The sequence below is a fragment of the Streptomyces sp. NPDC058289 genome (assembly GCF_042880975.1).
Lineage (GTDB): Bacteria > Actinomycetota > Actinomycetes > Streptomycetales > Streptomycetaceae > Streptomyces > Streptomyces stoeckheimensis.
In genome coordinates this window covers 34,438-56,428 of sequence record NZ_JBHVYI010000045.1, presented here as the reverse complement: position 1 = coordinate 56,428, position 21,991 = coordinate 34,438, and the positions used below count along the sequence as shown (strand labels likewise).

Annotated in this window: 19 protein-coding genes; 1 reads left to right on the top strand and 18 read right to left on the bottom strand. The window is 71.4% G+C overall.

The window, feature by feature from the left end; translation table 11 throughout:
• Window positions 1-69: 69 nt before the first annotated feature.
• The 18 genes from aroA to ACFVX6_RS22910 all read right to left on the bottom strand — a co-directional run bounded on the left by aroA (window position 70) and on the right by ACFVX6_RS22910 (window position 20,760).
• Window positions 70-1,329, bottom strand: a complete 1,260-nt coding sequence (gene aroA, locus ACFVX6_RS22995) for a 3-phosphoshikimate 1-carboxyvinyltransferase (protein WP_389694286.1) — start codon at window positions 1,327-1,329, stop codon at window positions 70-72.
• 20 nt (window positions 1,330-1,349) lie between these two features.
• Complete coding sequence (gene tkt / locus ACFVX6_RS22990) at window positions 1,350-3,482, bottom strand: transketolase (protein ID WP_389694250.1); 2,133 nt, start codon at window positions 3,480-3,482, stop codon at window positions 1,350-1,352.
• A 193-nt stretch (window positions 3,483-3,675) separates the two neighbouring features.
• Complete coding sequence (gene aroB / locus ACFVX6_RS22985; RefSeq protein ID WP_389694248.1) at window positions 3,676-4,746, bottom strand: 3-dehydroquinate synthase; 1,071 nt, start codon at window positions 4,744-4,746, stop codon at window positions 3,676-3,678.
• Window positions 4,747-4,778: 32 nt separating this feature from the next.
• On the bottom strand, window positions 4,779-5,966 hold the full coding sequence (gene aroC, locus ACFVX6_RS22980; protein ID WP_389694246.1) for a chorismate synthase: 1,188 nt from the start codon (window positions 5,964-5,966) through the stop codon (window positions 4,779-4,781).
• Window positions 5,967-6,098: 132 nt separating this feature from the next.
• Entirely contained in the window at window positions 6,099-7,223 is a 1,125-nt protein-coding gene (locus ACFVX6_RS22975; RefSeq protein ID WP_389694284.1) for a prephenate dehydrogenase, read from the bottom strand.
• Window positions 7,223-7,600 (bottom strand): chorismate mutase, encoded by a 378-nt coding sequence (gene aroH, locus ACFVX6_RS22970; protein WP_389694244.1) that lies wholly within the window; start codon window positions 7,598-7,600, stop codon window positions 7,223-7,225. The genes ACFVX6_RS22975 and aroH overlap by 1 nt, the downstream gene beginning before the upstream one ends.
• 48 nt (window positions 7,601-7,648) lie before the next feature.
• Window positions 7,649-9,040: a class II 3-deoxy-7-phosphoheptulonate synthase gene (locus ACFVX6_RS22965; RefSeq protein WP_389694242.1), complete on the bottom strand. Its 1,392-nt coding sequence runs from the start codon at window positions 9,038-9,040 to the stop codon at window positions 7,649-7,651.
• Window positions 9,041-9,197: 157 nt separating this feature from the next.
• Complete coding sequence (locus ACFVX6_RS22960) at window positions 9,198-10,475, bottom strand: multidrug effflux MFS transporter (protein ID WP_389694240.1); 1,278 nt, start codon at window positions 10,473-10,475, stop codon at window positions 9,198-9,200.
• A 29-nt stretch (window positions 10,476-10,504) separates the two neighbouring features.
• Window positions 10,505-11,152: an NAD(P)-dependent oxidoreductase gene (locus ACFVX6_RS22955; RefSeq protein WP_389694238.1), complete on the bottom strand. Its 648-nt coding sequence runs from the start codon at window positions 11,150-11,152 to the stop codon at window positions 10,505-10,507.
• A gap of 65 nt (window positions 11,153-11,217) precedes the next feature.
• Window positions 11,218-12,030 (bottom strand): class II aldolase/adducin family protein, encoded by an 813-nt coding sequence (locus tag ACFVX6_RS22950; protein ID WP_389694236.1) that lies wholly within the window; start codon window positions 12,028-12,030, stop codon window positions 11,218-11,220.
• A 106-nt stretch (window positions 12,031-12,136) separates the two neighbouring features.
• Complete coding sequence (locus ACFVX6_RS22945) at window positions 12,137-13,681, bottom strand: FAD/NAD(P)-binding protein (RefSeq protein ID WP_389694234.1); 1,545 nt, start codon at window positions 13,679-13,681, stop codon at window positions 12,137-12,139.
• A gap of 188 nt (window positions 13,682-13,869) precedes the next feature.
• The gene (locus ACFVX6_RS22940; RefSeq protein ID WP_389694232.1) at window positions 13,870-14,913 is read right to left on the bottom strand and encodes a hypothetical protein; all 1,044 of its coding nucleotides are present in this window, start codon (window positions 14,911-14,913) and stop codon (window positions 13,870-13,872) included.
• A gap of 1 nt (window position 14,914) precedes the next feature.
• Entirely contained in the window at window positions 14,915-15,412 is a 498-nt protein-coding gene (locus ACFVX6_RS22935; RefSeq protein WP_266914258.1) for a flavin reductase family protein, read from the bottom strand.
• Window positions 15,413-15,492: 80 nt separating this feature from the next.
• Complete coding sequence (locus ACFVX6_RS22930; RefSeq protein ID WP_389694230.1) at window positions 15,493-17,013, bottom strand: 4-hydroxyphenylacetate 3-hydroxylase family protein; 1,521 nt, start codon at window positions 17,011-17,013, stop codon at window positions 15,493-15,495.
• A gap of 360 nt (window positions 17,014-17,373) precedes the next feature.
• Entirely contained in the window at window positions 17,374-17,652 is a 279-nt protein-coding gene (locus ACFVX6_RS22925) for a LysR family transcriptional regulator (RefSeq protein WP_389694228.1), read from the bottom strand.
• Between the two features lie 196 nt (window positions 17,653-17,848).
• Complete coding sequence (locus ACFVX6_RS22920; RefSeq protein ID WP_389694226.1) at window positions 17,849-18,232, bottom strand: hypothetical protein; 384 nt, start codon at window positions 18,230-18,232, stop codon at window positions 17,849-17,851.
• Window positions 18,229-19,842 carry a class I adenylate-forming enzyme family protein gene (locus ACFVX6_RS22915; protein ID WP_389694224.1) on the bottom strand — a complete coding sequence of 538 codons (1,614 nt, stop codon included), beginning with the start codon at window positions 19,840-19,842 and terminating at the stop codon, window positions 18,229-18,231. Before ACFVX6_RS22915 ends, ACFVX6_RS22920 begins: the two co-directional genes overlap by 4 nt.
• A 222-nt stretch (window positions 19,843-20,064) precedes the next feature.
• Entirely contained in the window at window positions 20,065-20,760 is a 696-nt protein-coding gene (locus ACFVX6_RS22910) for a ScbR family autoregulator-binding transcription factor (protein WP_274553525.1), read from the bottom strand.
• 166 nt (window positions 20,761-20,926) lie between these two features.
• On the opposite strand from ACFVX6_RS22910, the gene ACFVX6_RS22905 reads away from it, so the two are divergent.
• On the top strand, window positions 20,927-21,871 hold the full coding sequence (locus tag ACFVX6_RS22905; RefSeq protein WP_389694220.1) for a ScbA/BarX family gamma-butyrolactone biosynthesis protein: 945 nt from the start codon (window positions 20,927-20,929) through the stop codon (window positions 21,869-21,871).
• Window positions 21,872-21,991: the final 120 nt, after the last annotated feature.

Genomic DNA, 21,991 nt, shown 5'->3' with positions numbered 1-21,991 from the left:
ACGCACGTGCTCGCGCGAACGGCGCCCCGCCATACCGGCAGGGGCGCCGTTCGCGTCCGTGCGCGCGTCTCAGCCGAACAGTCGGCGCAGCTCCTCGTGGAACCCCGGGAAGGTCTTGGCCACGCAGGCCGGATCGTCGAGGGTGATGCCTGCGGCGCGCAGGCCCAGTACCGAGAAGGACATCGCGATGCGGTGGTCCCGGTGGCAGTCGACCGTCGCCGGGGCGGGGGCGCCCGGGTGGACGGTGATGCGGTCCGGGCCCTCCTCGACCCGGATGCCCAGCGCGCGGAGGTTCCCCGCGACGGCGGCGATGCGGTCGGACTCCTTCAGACGGGCGTGCGCGATGCCCGTGATGGTGACCGGGGCGTCCGCGAGCGGGGCGATCGCGGCCATCGTCATGAAGGTGTCGGAGATGTCGCCCATGTCGACGGTGAATCCGCCGCGCAGCGCGCCGGTGCCCGTGACCTCGGTCCAGTCCGCGGTCCTGGTGACCCGCGCCCCGGCGCGCCGCAGCACCTCCACGAACGCGGTGTCGCCCTGAAGGCTGCCGGTGCCGAGACCCTGGACCCGTACGGTGCGCCCGGTGACGGCCGCCGCAGCGAAGAAGTACGAGGCGGTCGAGGCGTCCGGCTCGATGTCGAGGTCGGTGGGCCGGTAGCCGCCCGGGTGGACCGTGATCGCGCTGCCCTCCTCCTCGACCCGGGCGCCGAAGTGCCGCATCAGGGACAGGGTCATGTCCACGTACGGACGGCTGACCAGCCGCGGCACGTCCACCGTGAGCGGTCCGCCCATCAGCGGGGCGGCCATCAGCAGCCCGGAGAGGTACTGGCTGCTGAGCCCGGAATCCAGCTCGATGCGGCCGCCGGCCAGCCCCCGCGCGGTGAGGGTGAAGGGCAGGCCCGTACCGCGCACCTTCGCGCCGAGCCCGGTGAGCGCCTCCAGCAGCGGCCGCAACGGGCGCGCCCGCAACTGGTCCGAGCCGTCGAAGGCGATCTCCCCGCGCCCGGTGGCCGCGAAGGGCGGCAGGAAGCGTGCCGCGGTGCCGGCGTCGGCGCACCAGACCCGGCCGGGGCCGGCCGGTCCGGCGCCGCGCCCGGTGACCTCCCAGACCTCGCCGGAGCCGTCGCCGTAGCCGGAGCCGTCTCCGTAGCCGTAGCCGCTGTCGCCGATGTCGCGCACCCCGCTGCCCAGGTCCGTGAGCGCGGCCCGGAAGGCGAGGGTGTCGTCACTGACCAGGGGCGCGCCGAGGCGGCTGCGGCCGGGGGCGGCCGCCGCGAGGAGCAGCGCCCGGTTGGTGATGCTCTTGGATCCGGGTATCCGGGCGTCCAGTACGGGAGTTGTCACGGCGCTCATCGTACGGAGCCTCTGCGCAGGGCGCGCTCGAAGCTCGCGCGGGCGGCCGCGGCGACCTTCGGCGCGGTCAGGCCGTGGAGTTCGTACAGGGACTGGTACGGGGCGGAGGCGCCGAAGGAGTCGATGCCCAGCGAGGTGCCGGCCGCGCCGACCAGGGCGTACCAGCCGAGGCTGGAGCCCGCCTCGACGGAGACCCGGGCGGCCACCTCGGCGGGAAGCACCTCCTCGCGGTAGGCCTCCTCCTGCGCCTGGAACCACTCCAGGCAGGGCATGGACACGACGCGGGTGGGCAGGCCCCCGTCCTGCAGGATGCGGCGGGCGTCGAGCGCGATGGGCACCTCGCTGCCGGTGGCGATGAGGATGGCATCGGGGCGGCCGCCGTCGGCTTCGGCCAGGACGTATCCGCCGCGCGCGGCGCCCTCGGCGGGGGACAGCCCGCTCTCCTCGGTGCGCTCCAGCACGGGCAGGTTCTGCCGGGACAGGCACAGGCCCGCCGGGCGGTCGTCGTTCTCCAGGATGGTGCGCCAGGCGACGACGGTCTCGTTCGCGTCGGCGGGCCGGACCACGTCCAGGCCGGGGATGGCGCGCAGCGACCAGAGGTGCTCGATGGGCTGGTGGGTGGGGCCGTCCTCGCCGAGCCCGATGGAGTCGTGGGTCCAGACGTAGGTGACGGGCAGCTTCATCATGGCCGCGAGGCGGACGGCGGGGCGCATGTAGTCGGAGAAGACGAGGAAGGTGCCGCCGTAGGGGCGGGTCCCGCCGTGCAGGGCGATGCCGTTCAGGACGGCGCCCATGGCGTGCTCGCGGATGCCGAAGTGCAGGGTCCGCCCGTACTGGTGGCCGGAGTAGGCCTCGGTGGCCAGTTCCTCGGGGATGAAGGACGGTTCGCCCTTCATGGTGGTGAGGTTGGACTCGGCGAGGTCGGCGGAGCCGCCCCACAGTTCGGGCAGTACGGAGGCGAGCGCGTTCAGCACCTCGCCGGAGGCCTTGCGGGTGGCGATCTGGCCGCCCCCGGGGAACACGGGCAGGTTCGCCTGCCAGCCCTCGGGCAGCCGGCGCTCGGAGAGCCGGTCGAAGAGCTCGGCGCGCTCGGGGTTCAGGGCGCGCCAGTCGGCGAGGGTCTTGTCCCACTGGCGGTGGGCTTCGGCGCCGCGGTCGGCGACCCGGCGGGCGTGGGCCAGGACCTCGGCGGGGACCTGGAAGGAGAGCGTGGGGTCGAGGCCCATCGCGGCCTTGGCGGCGGCGGCCTCCTCGGCGCCGAGGGCGGATCCGTGGATGCCGCCGGTGTTGCGCTTCTTCGGCGCGGGCCAGCCGATGATCGTGCGCAGCGATACGAGGGAGGGCCGGTCGGTGGTCTCGCGGGCGGTGGTGAGCGCCCGGTGCAGGGCCGCCACGTCCTCGACGTATTCACCCGTGGCGGTCCAGTCGACCTCCTGCACGTGCCAGCCGTACGCCCGGTAGCGGGCGAGGGTGTCCTCGGAGTGCGCGATCTGCCGGTCGTCCTCGATGGAGATGCGGTTCTCGTCGTAGAGGACGACGAGGTTGCCCAGCCGCTGGTGGCCGGCCAGCGAGCTGGCCTCGTGCGCGACGCCCTCCTCCAGGTCGCCCTCGGAGGCGATGGTCCAGACGGTGTGGTCGAAGGGGGAGGTGCCGGGGGCGGCCTCGGGGTCGAACAGGCCGCGCTCGCGGCGGGCGGCCATGGCCATGCCCACCGCGTTGGCGAGGCCCTGGCCGAGGGGGCCGGTGGTGGTCTCCACGCCCGGCGTGTGCCCGTACTCGGGGTGTGCGGGGGTCAGACTGCCCTCGGTGCGCAGGCCCTTGAGGTCGTCGAGGGTGAGCCCGTAGCCCGACAGGTAGAGCTGCGTGTAGAGGGTCAGGCTCGCGTGGCCGCAGGAGAGCACGAACCGGTCGCGGCCGGCCCAGCGCGGGTCCCGGGGGTCGTGCCGCAGCAGCCGCTGGAAGAGCAGGTAGGCGGCCGGCGCGAGGCTCATGGCGGTACCGGGGTGTCCGTGTCCGGCCGCCTCGACCGCGTCAACGGTCAGGGCGCGGGCGACCTCGACGGCCCGGCGGTCGGCGTCCCCCCAGAGCAGGGCGGACGCGGTGCCCTGCGGGGCTGTGGCGACGGTCATCTCGGGCCTTCCTGTTCGGGGGATTCGACGGGTCTGAAGGGTCTTACGGGTCCTACGGGTACGGCGGTTCCTACGGGTACGGCGGGGGCGCAGGCGGGTGCCGGAGCGGGGGCCGAACCAGGTGCCGAACCGGGTCCCGCCGCGCGGGCGCAGCGGGCCGCCCGGGCACGGGCGTAGCGGACGGCGGGGCGGGTCATCGGCCGAGCCGCTCGTAGGCGGCCCGGAGCAGGTCCTCGTCCGGGGCGCTGAACAGGGCGGGACGGCCGATGGCGTCGAGCACGACGAACCGCAGCCGGTTGCCCCGGGTCTTCTTGTCGATGCCCATCGCGTCGCGCAGCGGGGCCCAGGCTCCGCTGTGGGTGGTGGGCAGGCCGGCGGCGGCGAGCAGGGCGCGGTGGCGCTCGGTGTCGGCGGCGGACAGCCGGCCGTCGAGCCGGGCGAGTTCGGCGGCGAAGACCATGCCGGCGGCCACCGCGTGGCCGTGCCGGACCCGGTAGCCGGCGACCCGCTCGATGGCGTGGCCCAGGGTGTGGCCGTAGTTGAGGTGCTCGCGGCGGCCGTCCTCCCGGAAGTCCTCGGTGACCACCTCCGCCTTGACGCGGATGGCGCGCTCGACGAGCTCCCGGGTGTGGACGGCGCCGGCGGGGTCGTCCTCGACCAGGCGCAGGATCTCCGGGTCGGCGATGAACCCGGCCTTGATGACCTCGGCGAGGCCGCTGACGTAGTCGGCCGGCGGCAGGGTGTCCAGCAGGTCCAGGTCGCACAGCACCCCGGCGGGCGGATGGAAGGCGCCGACGAGGTTCTTGCCCTGAGGCAGGTTGACGGCGGTCTTCCCGCCGATGGCGGCGTCGACCATGCCGAGCAGGGTGGTCGGCACCAGGACGAGGCGTACGCCGCGCAGCCAGCCGGCGGCGGCGAACCCGGCGAGGTCGGTGGTGGCGCCGCCGCCGACGGCGACGACGGCGTCGGAGCGGGTGAACCCGGCGTCGGCGAGGGCCCGCCACAGGCCCACCACGACGGTCATGTCCTTGGCGGCTTCGCCCTCGGGCACTTCGAGGGAGACCACGATGCGTCCCTCGTCGGTGAGTTCCCGGGCGATCCGCCGGGCGGTCGGCAGCAGCGTGCGGGAGTGCACGACGGCCACCCGCAGCGGTTCGGAGCCCAGGACGCGCCCGGTCTCGCCGGTCAGCCCGTGGCCCACGACGGCCTCGTACGGCCGGTCGCCGCCGACCGGGATCCGGGTGCTCGCCGTCAAGGTCGGCATGTTCGGATTCGGCGTGTTCAGCGTCGGGGCGCTCATCGCACGGCCAAGTGGTCGAGGTAGCCGCGGTGGTTGCGGGCGGTCTCGGCGAGGGAGTCCCCGCCGAACTTCTCCAGCGCGGCGTGCGCCAGGACCAGCGCCGTCATCGCTTCGGCCACGACGGCCGCGGCGGGCACGGCGCAGACGTCGGAGCGCTGGTGGTGGGCGACGGCCGGTTCGCCGGTGGCGACGTCGATGGTGGCCAGGGCGCGCGGCACGGTGGCGATGGGCTTCATGGCGGCGCGCACCCGCAGTGGTTCGCCGGTGGTCATCCCGCCTTCGACCCCGCCGGAGCGGGCGGTGCGGCGGCGGACGGCCCCCTCCTCGTCCCGTTCGATCTCGTCGTGGGCGAGGGAGCCGGGGACCTTGGCGAGGCCGAAGCCGTCGCCGAACTCGACGCCCTTGATGGCCTGGATGCCCATGAGGGCGGCCGCGAGCCGGGAGTCGATGCGCCGGTCGCCGTGGACGTAGCTGCCCAGGCCCGGCGGAAGTCCGTACGCGAGCACCTCGACGACTCCGCCGAGGGTGTCGCCGTTCTCGTGGGCCCGGTCGACCTCGGCGACCATCGCGGCGGAGGCCTCCGGGTCCAGGCAGCGCACCGGGTCGGCGTCGACGCGCTCGGTGTCGTCCGGCCCCGGCACCACGCCCTCGGGGGCGACGGCCCCACCGAGGGAGACGACGTGGCTGACGATCGTGATCCCGTACGCCTGCTGGAGGAAGGCCCGGGCGACCTCGCCCACGGCGACGCGGGCGGCGGTCTCGCGGGCGCTGGCCCGCTCCAGTACCGGCCGGGCGTCGTCGAACCCGTACTTCTGCATCCCGGCGAGGTCGGCGTGGCCGGGGCGGGGGCGCGAGAGCGGGGCGTTGCGCGCCCGGCCGGCCAGCACCTCCGGGTCCACGCCGTCGGCGGCCATCACCGTCTCCCACTTGGGCCATTCGGTGTTGCCGACCTGGATCGACACCGGTCCGCCCTGGGTGAGTCCGTGGCGGACGCCGCCGAGGAAGGTCACCTCGTCCCGCTCGAAGGCCATCCGGGCGCCCCGGCCGTGGCCGAGGCGGCGTCGGGCGAGGGAGTCGGCGACCGCCTTGGTGGAGATCTCCACTCCGGCGGGCAGGCCTTCGAGGACGGCGGTGAGGGCGGGGCCGTGCGATTCGCCCGCGGTGAGCCATCGCAAAGTACTCAAGGGTGATCCTCTGTCGTGCGGCGTGGTGGGCCGGCGTGGTGGGCGGTCGGACCCGGCCGGTGGGGCGGCCGGATCCCCGTAGAGGGGGGAAGGATCGCGGAACGGGTCGTACGGGGATCCGCGGGCGCCGGGTCAGACGCCGACGGCCACCGGCGGAGCCTCGATCGGCCCCATCCGCTGGACCCGCCAACCGGCGCCCATCAGGCCCTGGGCCATGGTGACGGCGGTCCCGCGGGCGACCATCAGTTCCACCAGGCCGCTCTCGTCGCCGGGCGAGTGGTCGATGGTCATGTCCTCGATGTTGACGCCGAGTTCGGCGGCGTTCGCGAGGAGCCGGGCCAGTTCGCCGGGCTGGTCCCCGATCAGGACGCGGACCGGCGCGCAGGCGGGCACCGGGTGCCCGTGCTTGCCGGGGATGCGGTCGCGGCCGCTGAGGCCGCGGCCGAGCAGGTCGGCCAGGAGCGTGGTGCCCTGGGCGCGTTCGTCGGCGTCGTCGGTGGCGAGGCCCCGCAGGGCGGACACGGTGACCTGGAGGTCCTCGGCGAGTTCGGTCAGCACGTCGGCGACCGCGGTGGCGTTGGACTCCAGGATGTCGCTCCACAGCCGGGGATCGCCCCCGGCGATCCGCGTCACGTCGCGCAGCCCCTGCCCGGCCAGCCGGCAGGCGTCTTCCGGGAGGTGCTGGAGGCGGGCGGCCATCAGCGAGGCCACCACGTGCGGGGTGTGGGAGACGCGGGCCACGGCCCGGTCGTGGACGTCGCTGTCCATCACCACGGGCACCGCCCCGCACAGGGAAACCATCATGAGCGCCATGTTGAGCGCGTCGCGGCTGGTGTGGGCCGTGGGGGTCAGTACCCAGGAACGGCCCTCGAAGAGGGTGGCGCAGGCGGCGAGCGGGCCGGAGCGCTCCCGGCCGGCCATGGGGTGTCCGCCGATGAAGCTGACGGGGTCGGCGCCTGCGGCGAGGACCCCGATCTCCGGCTCGGTCTTGACGCTGGCGACGTCGGTGTACGAGCGGGCGAGGCCCAGCCTCTGCTGGGCGGCGAGCACGGTGCCGACCTGGGCCGGCGGGACGGCCAGTACGGCCAGGTCCACGGTGGTCTTCGGGGCGCCGAGGGTGCCGGCGCCGAGCGAGGCGGCGGTACGGGCGGCCGAGTCGTTCTCGTCCATGAGGTGGACGGCCACCCCGCGACGGGACAGGGCCAGTGCGATGGAGGTTCCGATGAGGCCCGTTCCCACCACCGCGGCGGAGCGGATCATCTGGGATCCCCGGCGGTGACCAGGTCTCGGCGCAGGGCGGCCGCACCGCCCAGGTAGACGTGCTTGATCTCGCGCTTGGACAGTTCCGTCTCGGCGTACGCGAGGATCCGCACGACCCGGGGCAGGGCCCCGGCGATGTCCAGTTCCTGCGCGCACATCATCGGCACGTCGGTCACGCCCAGTTCGCGGGCGGCGACCGCCGGGAACTCACTGACCAGGTCGGGGGTCGCCGTGAAGAACAGGCTGACCAGCTCCTCCTGGTCGAGCCCGTTGGCGGCGAGCATCTCCTGGAACAGCGTTCGGACCCCGTCCAGCAGGTGGCCCCGCTCGTCGACTTCCAGCTGGATGGCACCGCGCAGGGCACGCACGGACATGGGCTTCTCCCTTTGCTTCAGGACGGTACGTCGATCGGTCGCTCGGGATCAGGCGGCGGCCGGTACGGCTTCGCGGCGGGCCGCGCCGGCCGCCTGGCGGTCGCGGTACAGCTCGGCGACCCGGAAGGCCAGGTCGAGCGACTGCTTGCGGTTCAGGCGCGGGTCGCACGCGGACTCGTAGCGCTGTCCGAGGTCGGTGAGCCGGACCTCGGCGCCGCCTCCGACGCATTCGGTGACGTCGTCGCCGGTCAGCTCGATGTGGATGCCGCCGGGGTGGGTGCCGAGCGCCCGGTGGACCTCGAAGAAGCCGGTGACCTCGTCGAGCACGTCGTCGAAGTGCCGGGTCTTGTGGCCGCTGGGCGCCTCGAAGGTGTTGCCGTGCATCGGGTCGCAGATCCACGCGGGGCGCGCGCCCTCGGCGGTGACCTTGCCGATGAGCTCGGGGAGGATCTCGCGGATGTTGCGGGCGCCCATCCGGGTGATGAAGGTGAGACGGCCGGGCTCGCGCTCCGGGTCCAGCTTGTCGATGAGGCGCAGGGCCTCGTCGGCGGAGGTCGTGGGGCCGAGCTTGACTCCGATGGGGTTACGCACCGTGGAGGCGAACTCGACGTGGGCGCCGTCCAGTTGACGGGTGCGCTCACCGATCCAGATCATGTGGCCGGAGACGTCGTACAGCCGGCCGGTACGGGCGTCGACGCGGGTGAGCGCGGCCTCGTAGTCCAGGAGCAGTGCCTCGTGGCTGGCGAAGATCTCGGAGGAGTGGACGGCGGCCGGGTCGGCGCCGCAGGCGGCGAGGAAGGTGAGCGCGTCGTCGATGTCCCCGGCGAGGCGCTCGTAGCGCTCTCCGACCGGGGAGGCGGCGACGAAGTCGCGGTTCCACTCGTGGACCTGGCGCAGGTCGGCGTAGCCGCCGGTGGTGAAGGCCCGTACGAGGTTCAGGGTGGCGGCGGAGGAGTGGTACATCCGCTTGAGCCGCTCGGGGTCCGGGGTGCGGGACTCCGGGGTGAAGGCGAGGCCGTTGACGGAGTCTCCGCGGTAGACGGGCAGTTCGACACCGTCACGGATCTCGGTGGGCTTGGAGCGGGGCTTGGAGTACTGCCCGGCGATCCGGCCGATCTTCACCACGGGCACGGAGCTCGCGTAGGTGAGGACGGCGGCCATCTGGAGCAGGGTCTGCACCTTGTCGCGGACCTGGTCGGAGCTGACGGCGTCGAAGGTCTCGGCGCAGTCCCCGCCCTGGAGGACGAAGGCCTCGCCCCGGGCGACGTCGGCGAGCCGGTCGCGCAGCCGGTCGCACTCGCCGGCGAACACCAGGGGCGGGTAGGAGGCGAGGTCGTCGAGCGCGGAGCGCAGGGCGACGGGATCGGGGTAGGACGGCTGCTGGGCGGCGGGCAGCAGCCGCCAGGAGTCGACGGCCGTGGCGTGCGTGGCGAGGGTCATGGTGGCTGTGCCTCGATCGGTTTCGGTGGGAAAGGGAAGAGGTGTGGGCCTGTCGCCGCCCGGGATGGCGGCCCCGGGTGCCGGGGGTCCGTACGGTGGTGCGGCCGTACGGACCCCCGGTGGGCAATCCGTTGCAGGAGCCTGTCTCGCCAGGGGCCTAGACCGGCTCGTGGACCTCGGAGGTCCGGGCCGGGGGCGCCTGCGCCTCCGACGGCTGGGCCCCGGCTTCCTCACCGGCGGCCTTGTGGCCCTTGGTGAGGCCGAAGAAGAGCAGACCGCCGACGCCGAGGACGGCGATGACGATGCCCATCGGCACCGCGCTGTCCTCGCCGGCGAGGCCGACGAGCGGGACCACGGCCGCGCCGATCAGGTGCTGGGACAGGCCCAGCAGCGCGGCGGCCGACCCGGCTACGTCGCCGTGGTCCTGGAGGGCCAGCGCGAAGGAGTTCGGCAGGACGAGGCCGACGCTGGAGACGACCAGGAACAGCGCGACGAGCAGCGGGGCCAGACCGGCGTCGGTGAGGACGACGGCGAGCAGTCCGAGGCCGCCGACCGCGGAGACGGCCAGACCGGTGGCGAGCAGGGCGCGCGGGCCGGTCTTGTGCACGATGCGGCCGCTGACCTGGGCGGCGATGACCAGGCCGAGGGCGTTGACGCCGAAGACGACGCTGTAGGCCTGCGGGGACATCCCGTGGATGGACTGGAGCACGAAGGTCGAGCCGGAGATGTACGCGAACATCGCGGCGAAGGCGAAGCCGCAGGCCAGGTTGTAGCCGACGAACACCCGGTCGCCGAGCAGCCGGCGGAAGATCGGGCCGGTGGCCTTGAGGCCGCCGCGCACGCGCCGTTCGGCGGGGTGCGTCTCCGGCAGGGCGCCGGCGACGCCGAAGAGCATCAGGGCGCCGATGATGGCGAGGGCGATGAAGATGCCCTTCCACGAGGTGACGAGCATCAGCTGGCCGCCGAGGACGGGGGCCAGGATCGGCGCGATGCCGGTGATGAGCATCAGCATCGCGAAGAACCGGGCCGCGGCGGGCCCGCTGTGCCGGTCGCGCACGACCGCGGAGGCGATGACGATGCCGGTGGCGCCGCCGAGGCCCTGGAGGGCGCGCAGCCCGACCAGCGTCCAGATGTTGGGGGCGAAGGCGCACAGCAGGGCGGTGACGGCGAACAGCGCCAGACCGGCGATGAGCGGACGGCGGCGGCCGAGCGCGTCACTGACGGGTCCGGCGATGAGCTGACCGATGCCGAGGCCGAGCAGGCAGGCGGTGAGGCTGAGCTGAGCTGCCGAGGCGCTCGTGTTCAGGTCCTCGGCGATCTGCGGAAGGCCCGGCATGTAGGCGTCGTTGGCCAGCGGGCCGAGAGCGGTGAGTGCACCGAGGATGATGGCGAACCGGACGATGCCGGCGCTCTTCGGTGTGGCGGATGAAGTCATGTTTCTGATCCCCTCCGGGGAACGCGGAATCAGTAGGCGACGGTGATGCGGGCCTGGATCGCGTCGCCGCGCTCCAGTTCGTCCACGAAGGCGACCGCGTAGTCCGCGATGCTGATCTGGCTCTTGCCTTCGGCGTCCACCAGGAGCTGCTCACCGCCGACGCGATAGGTCCCGGTGCGCTCACCGGGCTCGATCTGGGCGGCCGGGGAGATGAACGTCCAGTCCAGGGAGCCGGCCTGGCGGTAGAGGGCGAGCGCCTCGCTCTGGGCGAGGGCGTTCTGCTTCCACATGGCCGGGAAGTTCGGGTTGTCGATGACCTTGACGCCCGGGGAGACCTCCAGGCTGCCGGCGCCTCCGAGGACCACGACACGGCGTACGCCGCTGCGGGTGAGGCCCTCGATCAGCGCGTTGGCCGCACCGACGATGATCTTGTGGTCGTCGTCGACGCCGAGCTTGGGGCCGACGGCCGAAGCGACGGCGTCGTAGCCCGCCGCGGACAGTTCGGCCACGGTGTCCGCACTGGTGGCGTCACCGGCGATCACCTTGAGGCCTTCGTGGCTGTTGCCCGCGATCTCGCCGGTGCGGGTCACGCCGGTGACGGCGTGGCCGCGGGAGAGCAGTTCGCCGGCGATGGCGCTGCCGATGTGTCCGCTGGCTCCGAAAAGCAGGATGTTCATGGTGGTGCCTCTTCTTCCTCGGTGATTCTTCGGGGGTGGTGCCGGACGAGGAGACGTCCCGCGGGCTAGTCCTCTTCGAGGAAGTCGGGCTGCTCGCGGATGATCTCGTCCCAGAGCAGCTGGAAGCTGAACCAGCCCAGCTGCTCGTTGCCGAAGCCGTCCCCAGCGGCGACGGCCTGCTCATGGGTGAAGCTCTTGGGCGTGCCCGCCGCCCGGGCGAGCAGCTGCACCTGGGCGCAGCTGTCGTAGGTGAAGAACCAGTGCACGGCCTCGTCGAGCGATCCGCCGACGGTTATCAGGCCGTGGTGGCGCAGCAGGATCGCGCGGTTGTCTCCGAGCTTCTCCGCGATGTCGCGGCCGAGTTCGGCCGAGACCGAGGGGCCCTCGTACTCCTCGTAGAGGACCTGGCGGTTGTAGAAGGCGGCGGACTCCTGGTCTATGGGGTCCAGCAGGCGGCCCAGGGCCCCCAGCGCGCGGGAGTGCGCGGTGTGGCCGTGGGCGGCGGCCGTGGCGCCCGGCTGCATCTCGTGGATGGCCGAGTGGATGACGAACGCGCTGGGGTTGACCCGGTGCTTGCCCTCCACGACGGTGCCCGCAGAGTCCACGCAGATGAGGTCGGCGACGCGGACCAGGTTGAAGGAGACGCCGAAGGGGTTCACCCAGAACCGGTCCTCGTGCTCCGGGTCGCGGACCGAGATGTGGCCCGAGATGCCCTCACCGAAGCCGTACTTGCCGAACAGCCGCAGCGCGGCGGCGAGCCGCTGCTTGCGGTGGCGGCGCGTCTCCTCGTGGGTGGCGAAGACCGGCTCGCTGGGGATCGGCAGGCCGGTGTGCGTGTCCGCCAGGTAGGCGGGCCGGTCGGTCTCGGTGACGCTCATGCTCGGGGGTCCTCATCTCCGGAATCTCCGGGTCGTCTTCCGGTGTCGGTACGGGTACGGGTGCGGGCGGCGGCCCGGCCGTGAGCGGAGCGGGCCCCGCTCGCGGCTAGACCGTGAGCAGGACGTCCTCGTTCTCCTGGGTCGCGGCCGTGACGGTCTCGGCGTGCTGCAGGATCGCGCCGACGATGTCCTGGCTGCGGTCGACCAGGGAGGGGATGCCGAAGGTGAAGAAGAGCGAGCCGGCGGCGATGTTGCCGAGCCCGTACAGGCGCGGGTCGGGCCGGCCGTTGGTGGTCAGCTGGCTGGTCGGACGCGCTATGTGCAGGCCGCCGTGGGGGTGTCGGCTGGCGACGCGGCTGCGCATGAGCGAGGTGACCAGGGGCGCGGCGCTGGTGGGGATGCGCCCCTCGGAGGCGTTGACCGCGCTGATGACGCGGTCGGCCGTGAAGTCGTGTCCCTCGGCGGTGACGACGTCGAAGCCGGCCTCGGGGTTCGGGGTGATGTTCTGCAGGCCGGCGACGATCTCCAGCTTGTCCGCCTCGACGAGGTCGAGGAGGACTCCGGCGCTGCCGGGCGGCATGGGGCAGCACAGGCTCATGATCGTGCGGTAGTGGGCGCGCAGCAGCTGGACCTTGTCCTGTTCGCGCAGCATCGGCCAGACGTCGGGGCCGGTCTCGGGGACGGCGCGCTGGAGGATGCGCAGGCCCATGTGGGGGGAGTCGACCTCTTCGATCTGCCGGCGCAGCCGGTCGACCGGGTCCTCCAGGTCGACCCGGATGATCTCCGAGACCACCGCGTCGAGGTCGGCGCCCACGTCGCGGAACTCGGCCCGCATGATGGTGGCGATGTCCTCGAGGGTGACCTCGGGGTGGATCGCGGCCAGCTCCTCCATCCGGTGCGGGGTGAAGTGCCGCAGCTCGAAGGGGACCGCCTTCTGCCGTACTCCGGGCAGGACGCCTCGCCGGGACAGCAGGCTGATCTTGCCCTGGTGGCCCTGGGCGGCCAGCGACAGGATGATGTCGATGGCGGTCAGGCCGCTGCCGATGATCGCGACGTGCTCCCGCTCGCCGACGTCCGCCAGCTTGTTGACGATCGGGTACGGGTCCCCGACGAAGCCGGGGGTGTCGCCCAGACCGTAGACGTCCTTGGGGCTGTCGCCGCCGACGCACAAGATGGCGTAGTCGAAGGCGCGGGCGCGGCCGTTGCCGGTGCGCAGCAGTACCCGGTTGGCGGCGCGGCTCGCGGAGGTGACCCCCTCGCCGACGAGGTCGACCCGCCAGCCCTGGCGGCGCAGTTCGCCGAGCGCGGCGTAGGCCGTCTGCTCCAGGTACTCGCCGTAGACGGTCCGGGGTGCGAAGCGGCTTCCGGACCAGCGATCGACTCCGGTGCGGACTCCTATGACCTTGTCCCGCGTCTCCAGCCAGTGCTCGAAGTGCTGGAGGTCGCCGGCGCGCACGGACATGTCGTCGGGCGTCGCGTTGACCTTGAGGGTCTCGGTGTCCACCTGGTAGGCACGCCCGCGCCACAGGTGCGGTGACGGTTCGAAGACCGTGAGGCTGCCCGGTTCGCTTTGTGTTCGCGACAACGCGTCGATCAAGCAGACTGCAGCCGCGCCTCCTCCGACGATGCCGATCGAGAATCCACGGGACATGTGTCAGTCACCTATCAATTCGTGGAAGGCGCGGGGTCGTCGTGCGCCGGCCTTGCTGTCCGCGATCACGGTGGCCCTTTCCTCGCCTACTCCGGGGATTCAGTGGGAGCCGCCGGCCGCCCCCGGTGCGGCGGGGGCGGGCCGGTCGGCCGGTGGTTTCGGTTCTCTGCGGCTCGGGTCCGTGCGACTCAGGCGGCGGAGTTCTTGAAGTTCTTCATCGAGACGGTGAAGTCCCCGCGGTTGGCGCGGTAGTCGATGCAGTACTCCTGCGGGTACCAGCCGCCGATCTGCCACTGCTGCGGCTGCTTGATGGGCCAGCAGCGGCTCGGGTTGACCCCGGCGGCGATGCCCTCGAACCAGGCCTTCGTGATCATCGGCTCGAGGAAGCTGATCTTGGCGTCGTAGGCGCCGTAGATGAAGGTCTGGGTGAAGGCGGTGGAGTGCCATTCGGGCGAGTTCATGTCGACCAGGTGGTTGCCCATGGCCGCCTCGGCCACGTTGTTGTTCACGTAGTCCGCCGGCAGGTACTGCGGGGGGATCGGCTTGATGGCCGTCGCGTAGTCGTCGCAGTTGATGGCCAGGCCGCAGGGGCCGCTGCGGATCGCATCGCGCTCCGCCTTGGACTGCGTGTAGAAGTGGAAGTCGAAGTGCGGGGTGTCGTAGATGTGCTCCGGCCCGTGGCCCATCGGGTTGTAGTTCAGCAGGGCCCACTTGAGCGGCATCCCGGGCAGCGCGGTCAGCTGTGAGGGCAGCTCCAGCGGGCGCTCGTGGCCGCCGACGCACTCGGTGTGCTCGTTGACCGTGCCGTTGCCGTCCATGTCGTAGCAGTGGTGGCCGTCGGTCATGGCGGTCGGCAGGCCGGTCAGCGTGTTCTTGGGGAAGACGAAGCCGACGGTCTGCGGGGTGGTGCCGTTGATCTGCGCGTACGTGCGCACGGTGCCGTTGCCGAGCGCGCTCGGGGCGCCGTACGAGGCACAGGGCCCCGCGTAGGAGAGCGTCTCCTCGAGCAGGACCTGCGAGGCCCACTGCGCGACCTTGACGGTGCGCTCGCGGGTCGGGGCGTCCCGCGTCACCAGGCAGACGGTCACCGAGCCCGACGTACGCGCCGCGGCCTCCGCGGTGGAATCCGTCGCCTGGGCCGGGTCGCCGGGCAGGATCAGCAGGGTCAGGGCTGATATGGCCAGGGCCGCCCCGAGGAGCACCCGCCAGCTCAGCAGCTTCTTCGCGCGCACGTCACACCTGTTCCAGTTCGAATCTGTGGAATCCGCCCTGAAGGAAGATCAGGGGGGTCTGGGTCTCGCGGGCACCCATGGCGACGACTTCGCCGATGACCATCACGTGGTCGCCCGCCACCACGTGGTCGCGCAGGCTGCACTCCATCCAGGCCGCCGCGTCGAACAGGAGCGTCCCGGTGGCCTCGCCCGGCGCTCCGGCCACCTCGGTCAGCGCCTGGTCGCGCTCGGGCCGCCGGCGCGCGAACGCGCGGGCGGTGGACTCGCCCTCGGCGCCGAGGATCGAGATCCCGACGACGCCGGTCCGCAGCAGCTCGGCGAAGAACTCGGAGTCGTGACGGAAGCTCAGGGACACCAGCGGCGGTTCGAGGGAGACGGAGGTGAGCGAGTTGACGGTGATCGCGTTGTGGGTGCGCACGCCGTCCTGGTCGGTGTAGGTGCTGACGACGCAGACCCCCGTGGCGAAGGAACGCATCACATCGCGCAGGTCGTGGTTCATGGCCGGGCCTCTCTGCTGGGCGCGGACGGGTGCGCGCGGCGCGTCGGCCGCGGGCACCCGTCCGTACGCGGGCTTGACGGTCAGTTGTCCTGGGCCCAGCGGCCGCGGGTCCAGCCGTCGAGGTCGTAGTCGTCCATGGCCCTCTGGACGAGGTCGCCGTAGTTGTCGAGCAGACCGGCGCCGCGCGACCAGTTCAGGGTGTCGAGGCGCACCTGGTCGGGACCGCCCGCGTAGTTGAGCTCGTACAGCTCGTGGCGGGCGCCGAACTCGGTGCCGATCGCGTCCCAGGCCAGCTTGAAGAGCTTGGTGCGCTCCTCGGCCGTGGCGCCGGTGCCGCGGTAGTAGCGGTCGAGCAGCGGGCGCAGCTCCGGGTTCTGCAGGTCCTTGGCGCTGGACGGGGTCATCAGCAGCGCGCCCGCGAGGTGCTCCTCGAAGAAGCGGTGCGTGCGCTCCCAGCTGAGCGGGGCGAGCGCCCGGTAGCCGGCCGAGTAGTCCATGCGCGGCAGTACGGTGCCGGCCGGGCCGGCCTCCGGGTCCAGGGCCATGGCGCTGGTGACGGCCCAGGTCTGGTGGCGCCAGGCCAGCAGTTCGCCGAGGCCGGCCTGGACGCCGCGGAAGCCGTCCGTGCCGTTGATGCGGGTGCCCTTGTCGAGGATGCCCGCCATGAACTCGAGCTTGACCGACATGCGGATCGCGCCCTGGAAGAAGCCGCGGGAGAGCAGGCCGGAGCGCGGGAAGTACTGGTGGATCTTCTCGGTGTCCCGGTAGATCAGGACGTTCTCCCACGGGATGAACGCCTTGTCGAAGACCAGCACGGCGTCGTTCTCGTCGAACCGGCTGGAGAGCGGGTTGTCGAACGGGCTGGTGGCCTTGCCCTCGTAGGAGGTGCGGCAGACCACCTTCATGCCGGGGGTGTTCAGCGGGGCCATGAAGGCCAGCGCCATGTCCTCGGCCTTGCCGGCTTCCAGGTTGGCCAGGTGGATCTGGCCGACGAAGGCGACGTTGCTCAGCGCCGAGGCGGTGGCCATGAGCTTGGCGCCCTCGACGACGATGCCGTCCTCGCGCTCCTCGACGACCTTGAGGTAGACGTCGCGGATCTCGTGCGCCGGCTTGTTGCGGTCGACGGGCGGGTTGACGATCGCGTGGCTGATCGAGAGGCCCTGGCGGGCGTACTTCTCGTACCAGGCGCGGGCGTTGTCGCCGAAGGGCTCGTAGAAGTCGTGGGTGACGGCCAGGCCGGCCATGAACGACGCCTTGTAGTCGGGCGTGCGGTTCATGAACCCGTAGCTCAGGCGGGCCCAGTGCTCGATGGCGTCGCGGGCCTTGACGAGCTCCTCGGGCGAGTGCGCCGGGGTGAAGAAGCGGTGGACGCGGTACCCCGTGTACCGGTCGACCGTCGTCATCAGGTCCTTGGTGTCCGGGTGGTGGAGCGCGTCGTAGAGGTGCGCGGTCGACCGCGCGGCCATGGCGAAGGCCGGGTGCGTCGTCACGTCCTTGACGAGCTCGCCGTCCACGAAGACCTGGCGACCGTCACGCAGGCTCTCCAGGAAGGAGTCGCCCGTCATGAGGTCGTTCGGAGCCTCGCCGGCCGACTGATCCACTATCGGGACCTGACCCATTTTGGTGTCCTCTCCAGGGGTAATACAAGCGACCGCTGCCGGGCGCACAGTTCGATTGACCCGAGCGTAGGGTCGGCCGCCGATCCGCTCTTGCGGGGCTGCGCACGGACAATTGCCCATCTACGCCAACCCTGGCGCCAACACGTTCGAGGCGGTACGTCAACAACCAGACGGAGACGCCTTGTTGACTTTACAGAGAGGGGTCGAGCCGCGCTTCTCAATATTGCGGAACCATGAATTCCGAATGCCCGGAAATACCTTCGACCCGGCGTTGATCCAAGTAATTCGGATACGACAGCCGGGCCGAATGGAAAAGAATTGGAAAAGATGTCCGACGGCTGGTCAGGCGGCGGGACGGGTCTGGCCTGCGGACGCCGCGTCGATACAGGCGGCCTCGGCTATCAGAATGATCTTCTCTGCGTGCGGCAGCAGCCGCATGCCCGCCTCGGTCAGCTGGACCCGGCCGCCGGCGCGATGGAACAGCGCGGCCCCGATGTAGTCCTCGAGGTTCTTGATGTGGGCGGTGACGCTGGGCTGCGAGTAGTGGAGGTTGCGGGCGGCGCGAGTGAAGCTCATCTCGGCGGCCACTTCACGGAACGAGCGTAACTGCTGGAACTGCACGGCAGGGGCTCCCTTCTGCGAGGCTCAGAGCCTCGGAGGCTAGAAACATACCACGGTGCAGGTATAACTGCAGTACGAGGATTCTCGTTTTACTTTCCCGCACGACTGCGGACATACCTGTGGCCATGCCCGCAGGGAGGGCATGGCCACAGGTCAGCCGCTGCTTCGTGGTTGACAGCGGGTTGGGCGGAGTGGACTAGTCGGACATCTCCATCGGCGAGAGGAGGTCCCTGGCGATCTGCGGGAGCAGACGGTCGATCAGTACCCCCGTGCGCGCGGATCCGTCGGCGGCACGCGGGATCGCGTCCACGGCCACCGCGTGCGAGAGCACCCACGGCATGCGCCGCTCGCAGGCGGCCAGCGCGGCCTGGCGTCCGCCGGCCTCCTGGTCCTCCTCGACCAGCGGTACGAAGGCCACCACCAGCGTCTCGCCCACCTCGGGCAGCCGGGTGCGCATCACGGCGATGTCCTGGACGCAGGGCAGGTCGAGGAGTTCGAGCTCGAGCGCGAAGAAGGCCGCCTCGAAGTCCTCCACCAGTACCTCGTCGTACGGCTGGTCGTCGAAGGAGGGCAGGTTCACGCGGACATCTCCTGTTGCATCGACTGCTCAAGCTGCAGGTTCAAAGTGATGATGGGCAGGACCGCGTCGAGGAGGTCCCCGGTGCGGATGCGGCCCGTCGGGCTGTACGGGATGGTGTCGACGGCGATGACGTGCGCGGGCAGCGACGGCACCCGGCGGGCGCAGGCCGCGCTGAGCGCCTGGTAGCCGGTGGCCTCGCGGCCGACCGCCACGGCGATGAAGGGCACCACGATCGCGTCGCCCAGTACCGGGCTGCTGACCCGCATGACCGCGGTGTCGCGCAGGCAGGGCAGGTTGAGCAGGTCCGACTCCAGCCGGAACAGCTCGGTGTCGACCGCCGAATCGCGGACCACCACGGGTACTTCGGTGACCCGCCCGGTGACCAGCAGCCGGCCGGTCTCGTCCACGTACCCGGACTCGTCGGTGACGAGGAAGCGCTCCGCGCCCCAGCCGAGGTCCAGCTCGGCGACCTGGGTCTCGCCGTCCAGGTAGCCGTCCATGACCTGGTGGCCCGCGAAGGCGAGCCGGCCGCTCTCGCCCTGCGCCACCGGCTGCCCGTCCTCGCCGAGGACGGCGACGGTGGTGCCGAGCGTGGTGTGGCCCGAGCGCGGCGGCGAGACCAGCAGCTCCTCGGGGCCCATGACCGCGGTCAGCCCGGTCTCCGCGCTGCCGAGCGCGGTGTGCAGCACCGGGCCGAGCCGCTCCCAGGCCGTGTTGACGGTCCATCGGCCCAGGTGGGCGCCGGGGGTGAGGAGGAACCGCAGGTGGCGGGTGCGCGGCGAGGGCTCGGCGGTCTCCGGCAGTCCGAGCACTCCGTGCAGGGTGGAGGGGGTGATGACACCGGTGCTGACGCGCTCGGCGACGAGCAGGGAGGCCAGGGTCTCGGGGCCGGCTCCGTCCGCGAGGACGACGGTGGCGCCGATGCCGAGCATCGTGCGGGCCAGGGCGAGGGCCGTGGGCTCCGTCGGCGGGGCGGAGGCCAGGTGGACGTCGTCCCGGTTGAGCCCGAACTCGTCGACGAGGTCCACCAGGTGGCGGCCCTCGGAGGGGGTGCGGCGCACGGCGATCCGGGAGGGCCCCTCACTGCGCGCACTGACCGCGAAGGCCTCGTACGGCCGGGGCGCCGGCAGGGTCCGCAGGGGTTCGGCCGAGGTCAGCAGGTCGAAGTTGAGCGCCTGGTGCTTGCCGGGGGCGGCCGGCGCGCCGGGGGCCGTGATCCCGTCCAGGAGGACGTGCACGGCCTGCGGGCCGCTGGGCCATACGAGCTGGTCGAGGGTGGCGCGGTGCTCCGAGGTCACGAAGACCACGGACGGCTCCAGCCAGGAGAGCACCTGGCCGAGATCGTCCTTGCCGCTCTGCGGATCCAGACCGGTGCAGGAGACGCCGAGGGTGGCGCAGGCGCTCATCGCGACGGTGAGCTGCCAGCTGTTCCCGGCGAGGAAGACCGCCCGGACCGCGCCCTCTTGGGGCAGGTGTTCGGTGAGTCCGGCCGCTGTCCGCTCCACGGTCTCGGCGTATTGGCCCCAGGTCAGCCGCACCTGGCCGTCGACCAAGGCATCCCGCGTCACGCCGCCCGCCGCGTGCCGGCGGATGTCATCGAGCTTGATCATGTGGGTTCTCCGTGGTCGGTCAAGAGCCTCGTATGTGGCTCGGGGCCGCGCCCATGGAAACAAACCTGCATGAAGGTAGGCAACCGTCATCGGAAGATCTGATGTCGCCGCACGGAGGACGGAATTCGGCTGCGGAAAGCCCTCCGCCGGGCGTCGAGGACGCCCGGCGGAGGGAAACGGTGAAAACAGGCCGGTCCGTGGGCGGACCGGCCGCAGCCGGTACTAGGCCTGGAGCTCGGCCGATTCGACGAGTTCGGCCTCGGCCCGCGCCCGCAGGTGCTTCTCCAGGTCGGCCGCGACCCGCTCGGCGCGGCCGGGAGCCATGTCGAGTTCGGCCAGCACCGTCGGCAGGGCGATGATCGGCATGATGTGCCTGAGCAGCACGGATACCCGTACTTCCAGGTCCTCCCAGTCGGCCATCACTTCCGAGAGCACCTGCACTCCGGTGAAGGCGCCGACGAAGAGGTTGGCGACCGCGTCCAGGTCCACGTGCGCGTGGAGTTCGCCGCACTCCCGAGCCTGCCCCAGGGCGAACCGGTTGTGGTCGATCCAGTCCTGGTAGGGCCGCAGGCGGTGCTCGTGGTGACTGCCGCGCTCCAGGGAGAGCCTCAGGCTGCCCTGCACGATCGGGTCACTGCGGATCTGAACGGCGAAGAGCATGCCCTTGTCGATCAGCTCCTGGAGACGGGTGCTCCGCGGTACGAGCGGGAAGCCGACCGTGTCGATCTGGCTGGCCAGAACGGCCTGTGCCAGCTCTTCCTTGCCCTTGAAGTAGTAGTAGAAGGCACCCTTGGTCAGCCCGAGCCGCTGGTAGACGTCCGCGATCGTGGCCCCGTTGAAGCCCTTCTCCGCGAACACGGCGCCGGCTGCCTCGACGATGAGTTGCCGGGTGCGCCGCGAAGTCTCCCTCTGAGACACCCTCGCTCCTTCCACGCTGCTGGCGGCCAATGATGCACCTCCTCGGAGGTATGAGCATGTCACCGAAAACAGCCGTTGCAAATTATACCAGGCAGCACGTATCTTGCGGCGAACCGAGACCTACCACGAGTGGCTCGAATCTGCCTCGAAGTCCGGAGGGGAATTCATGTTAATCACGTCGTATGCGAGCGAAAACGCCCAAAGACCGTCGGTCGGGGTCTCAGATGCAAGGCCTCCGGCCGTACCCAACTGGCTCGTGCACCGTCCCGACACCTCCGAGGTGTTCCTCTCGGCCTGGGAAAGAACCGCTCCCGACCGATTCAACGTGACCGTCCGTTGGCCTGAAGACCACCCGTTCCATACCGCCCTCCACGGTTTCCGTTCCCCCGCCGTCATCGCGGAGGCCATCCGCCAGACGGGCATCCTGCTCTCGCACGCCGAGTACGGGGTCCCCCTCGGCCACCAGTTCCTGATGTCCGACATCCGCTACCGGATCGATCCCCACCTCCTGGCATCGGACAGCGGCGCCCCCGTCCACATCGACGTCACCTGCACGAACATCAACCGCCGTGGCACCCGCTTCTCCGGCATGGTGTGTCACATGGAGGTGGTGCAGGGCGGCCGGGTCATCGCGACGGGCGGCGGCAGCCTGACGTGCACCTCTCCCGGCGCCTACCGCCGGATGCGCGGTGAGCACGCGGACGCCCGGCCGCTCCTGCCCGTGCCGGACCCGGTGCACCCCTCCCTCGTCCTGCGGACCGAGCCGAGCCACGTTCTGCTGGCCCCCACCATGGATCCCCGGTGCTGGACGCTGCGGCCGCACACCACGAACACGACGCTGTTCGCGCACAAGAACGACCACGTACCCGGCATGGTCCTCCTGGAGGCCACGCACCAGGCCGCCTACGCCGTCGCGGGCGCCACCCGGCTGTACCCCACCTCGCTGCGCCTGACCTTCGACCGGTACGTGGAGTTCCACTCCCCCTGTCTGGTCCAGGCGCAGCCGGTGACGCGGAGTCGGGACAACATCCTCTCCCTGAACGTGACCGGCCATCAGAGCGGCCAGCGGGTCTTCCACGCCCACCTGGAAGCAATTCCCGTTTCCGCCTGATCTCCTCCCTTTCCTGCGAAATGGGCATCGGTTCCCTGTGATCCGCCGGCCGAGACAGCCCTGCGCGAAGTGGCGGGAAGGACTTCGACGTGCCAGCCTGTGACGTCATCCGACTCACCG

Excerpts from the sequence above, each read along its gene's own strand:
- aroH (WP_389694244.1), bottom strand. The coding sequence starts at position 7,600 with ATGTCCGTGCGTGCCCTGCGCGGTGCCATCCAGCTGGAAGTCGACGAG.
- ACFVX6_RS22965 (WP_389694242.1), bottom strand. The coding sequence starts at position 9,040 with ATGACCCTCGCCACGCACGCCACGGCCGTCGACTCCTGGCGGCTGCTG.
- aroB (WP_389694248.1), bottom strand. The coding sequence starts at position 4,746 with ATGCCGACCTTGACGGCGAGCACCCGGATCCCGGTCGGCGGCGACCGG.
- tkt (WP_389694250.1), bottom strand. The coding sequence starts at position 3,482 with ATGACCGTCGCCACAGCCCCGCAGGGCACCGCGTCCGCCCTGCTCTGG.
- ACFVX6_RS22955 (WP_389694238.1), bottom strand. The coding sequence starts at position 11,152 with ATGAACATCCTGCTTTTCGGAGCCAGCGGACACATCGGCAGCGCCATC.
- ACFVX6_RS22915 (WP_389694224.1), bottom strand. The coding sequence starts at position 19,842 with ATGATCAAGCTCGATGACATCCGCCGGCACGCGGCGGGCGGCGTGACG.
- ACFVX6_RS22945 (WP_389694234.1), bottom strand. The coding sequence starts at position 13,681 with ATGTCCCGTGGATTCTCGATCGGCATCGTCGGAGGAGGCGCGGCTGCA.
- ACFVX6_RS22935 (WP_266914258.1), bottom strand. The coding sequence starts at position 15,412 with ATGAACCACGACCTGCGCGATGTGATGCGTTCCTTCGCCACGGGGGTC.
- ACFVX6_RS22960 (WP_389694240.1), bottom strand. The coding sequence starts at position 10,475 with ATGACTTCATCCGCCACACCGAAGAGCGCCGGCATCGTCCGGTTCGCC.
- ACFVX6_RS22950 (WP_389694236.1), bottom strand. The coding sequence starts at position 12,030 with ATGAGCGTCACCGAGACCGACCGGCCCGCCTACCTGGCGGACACGCAC.
- ACFVX6_RS22905 (WP_389694220.1), top strand. The coding sequence starts at position 20,927 with ATGTTAATCACGTCGTATGCGAGCGAAAACGCCCAAAGACCGTCGGTC.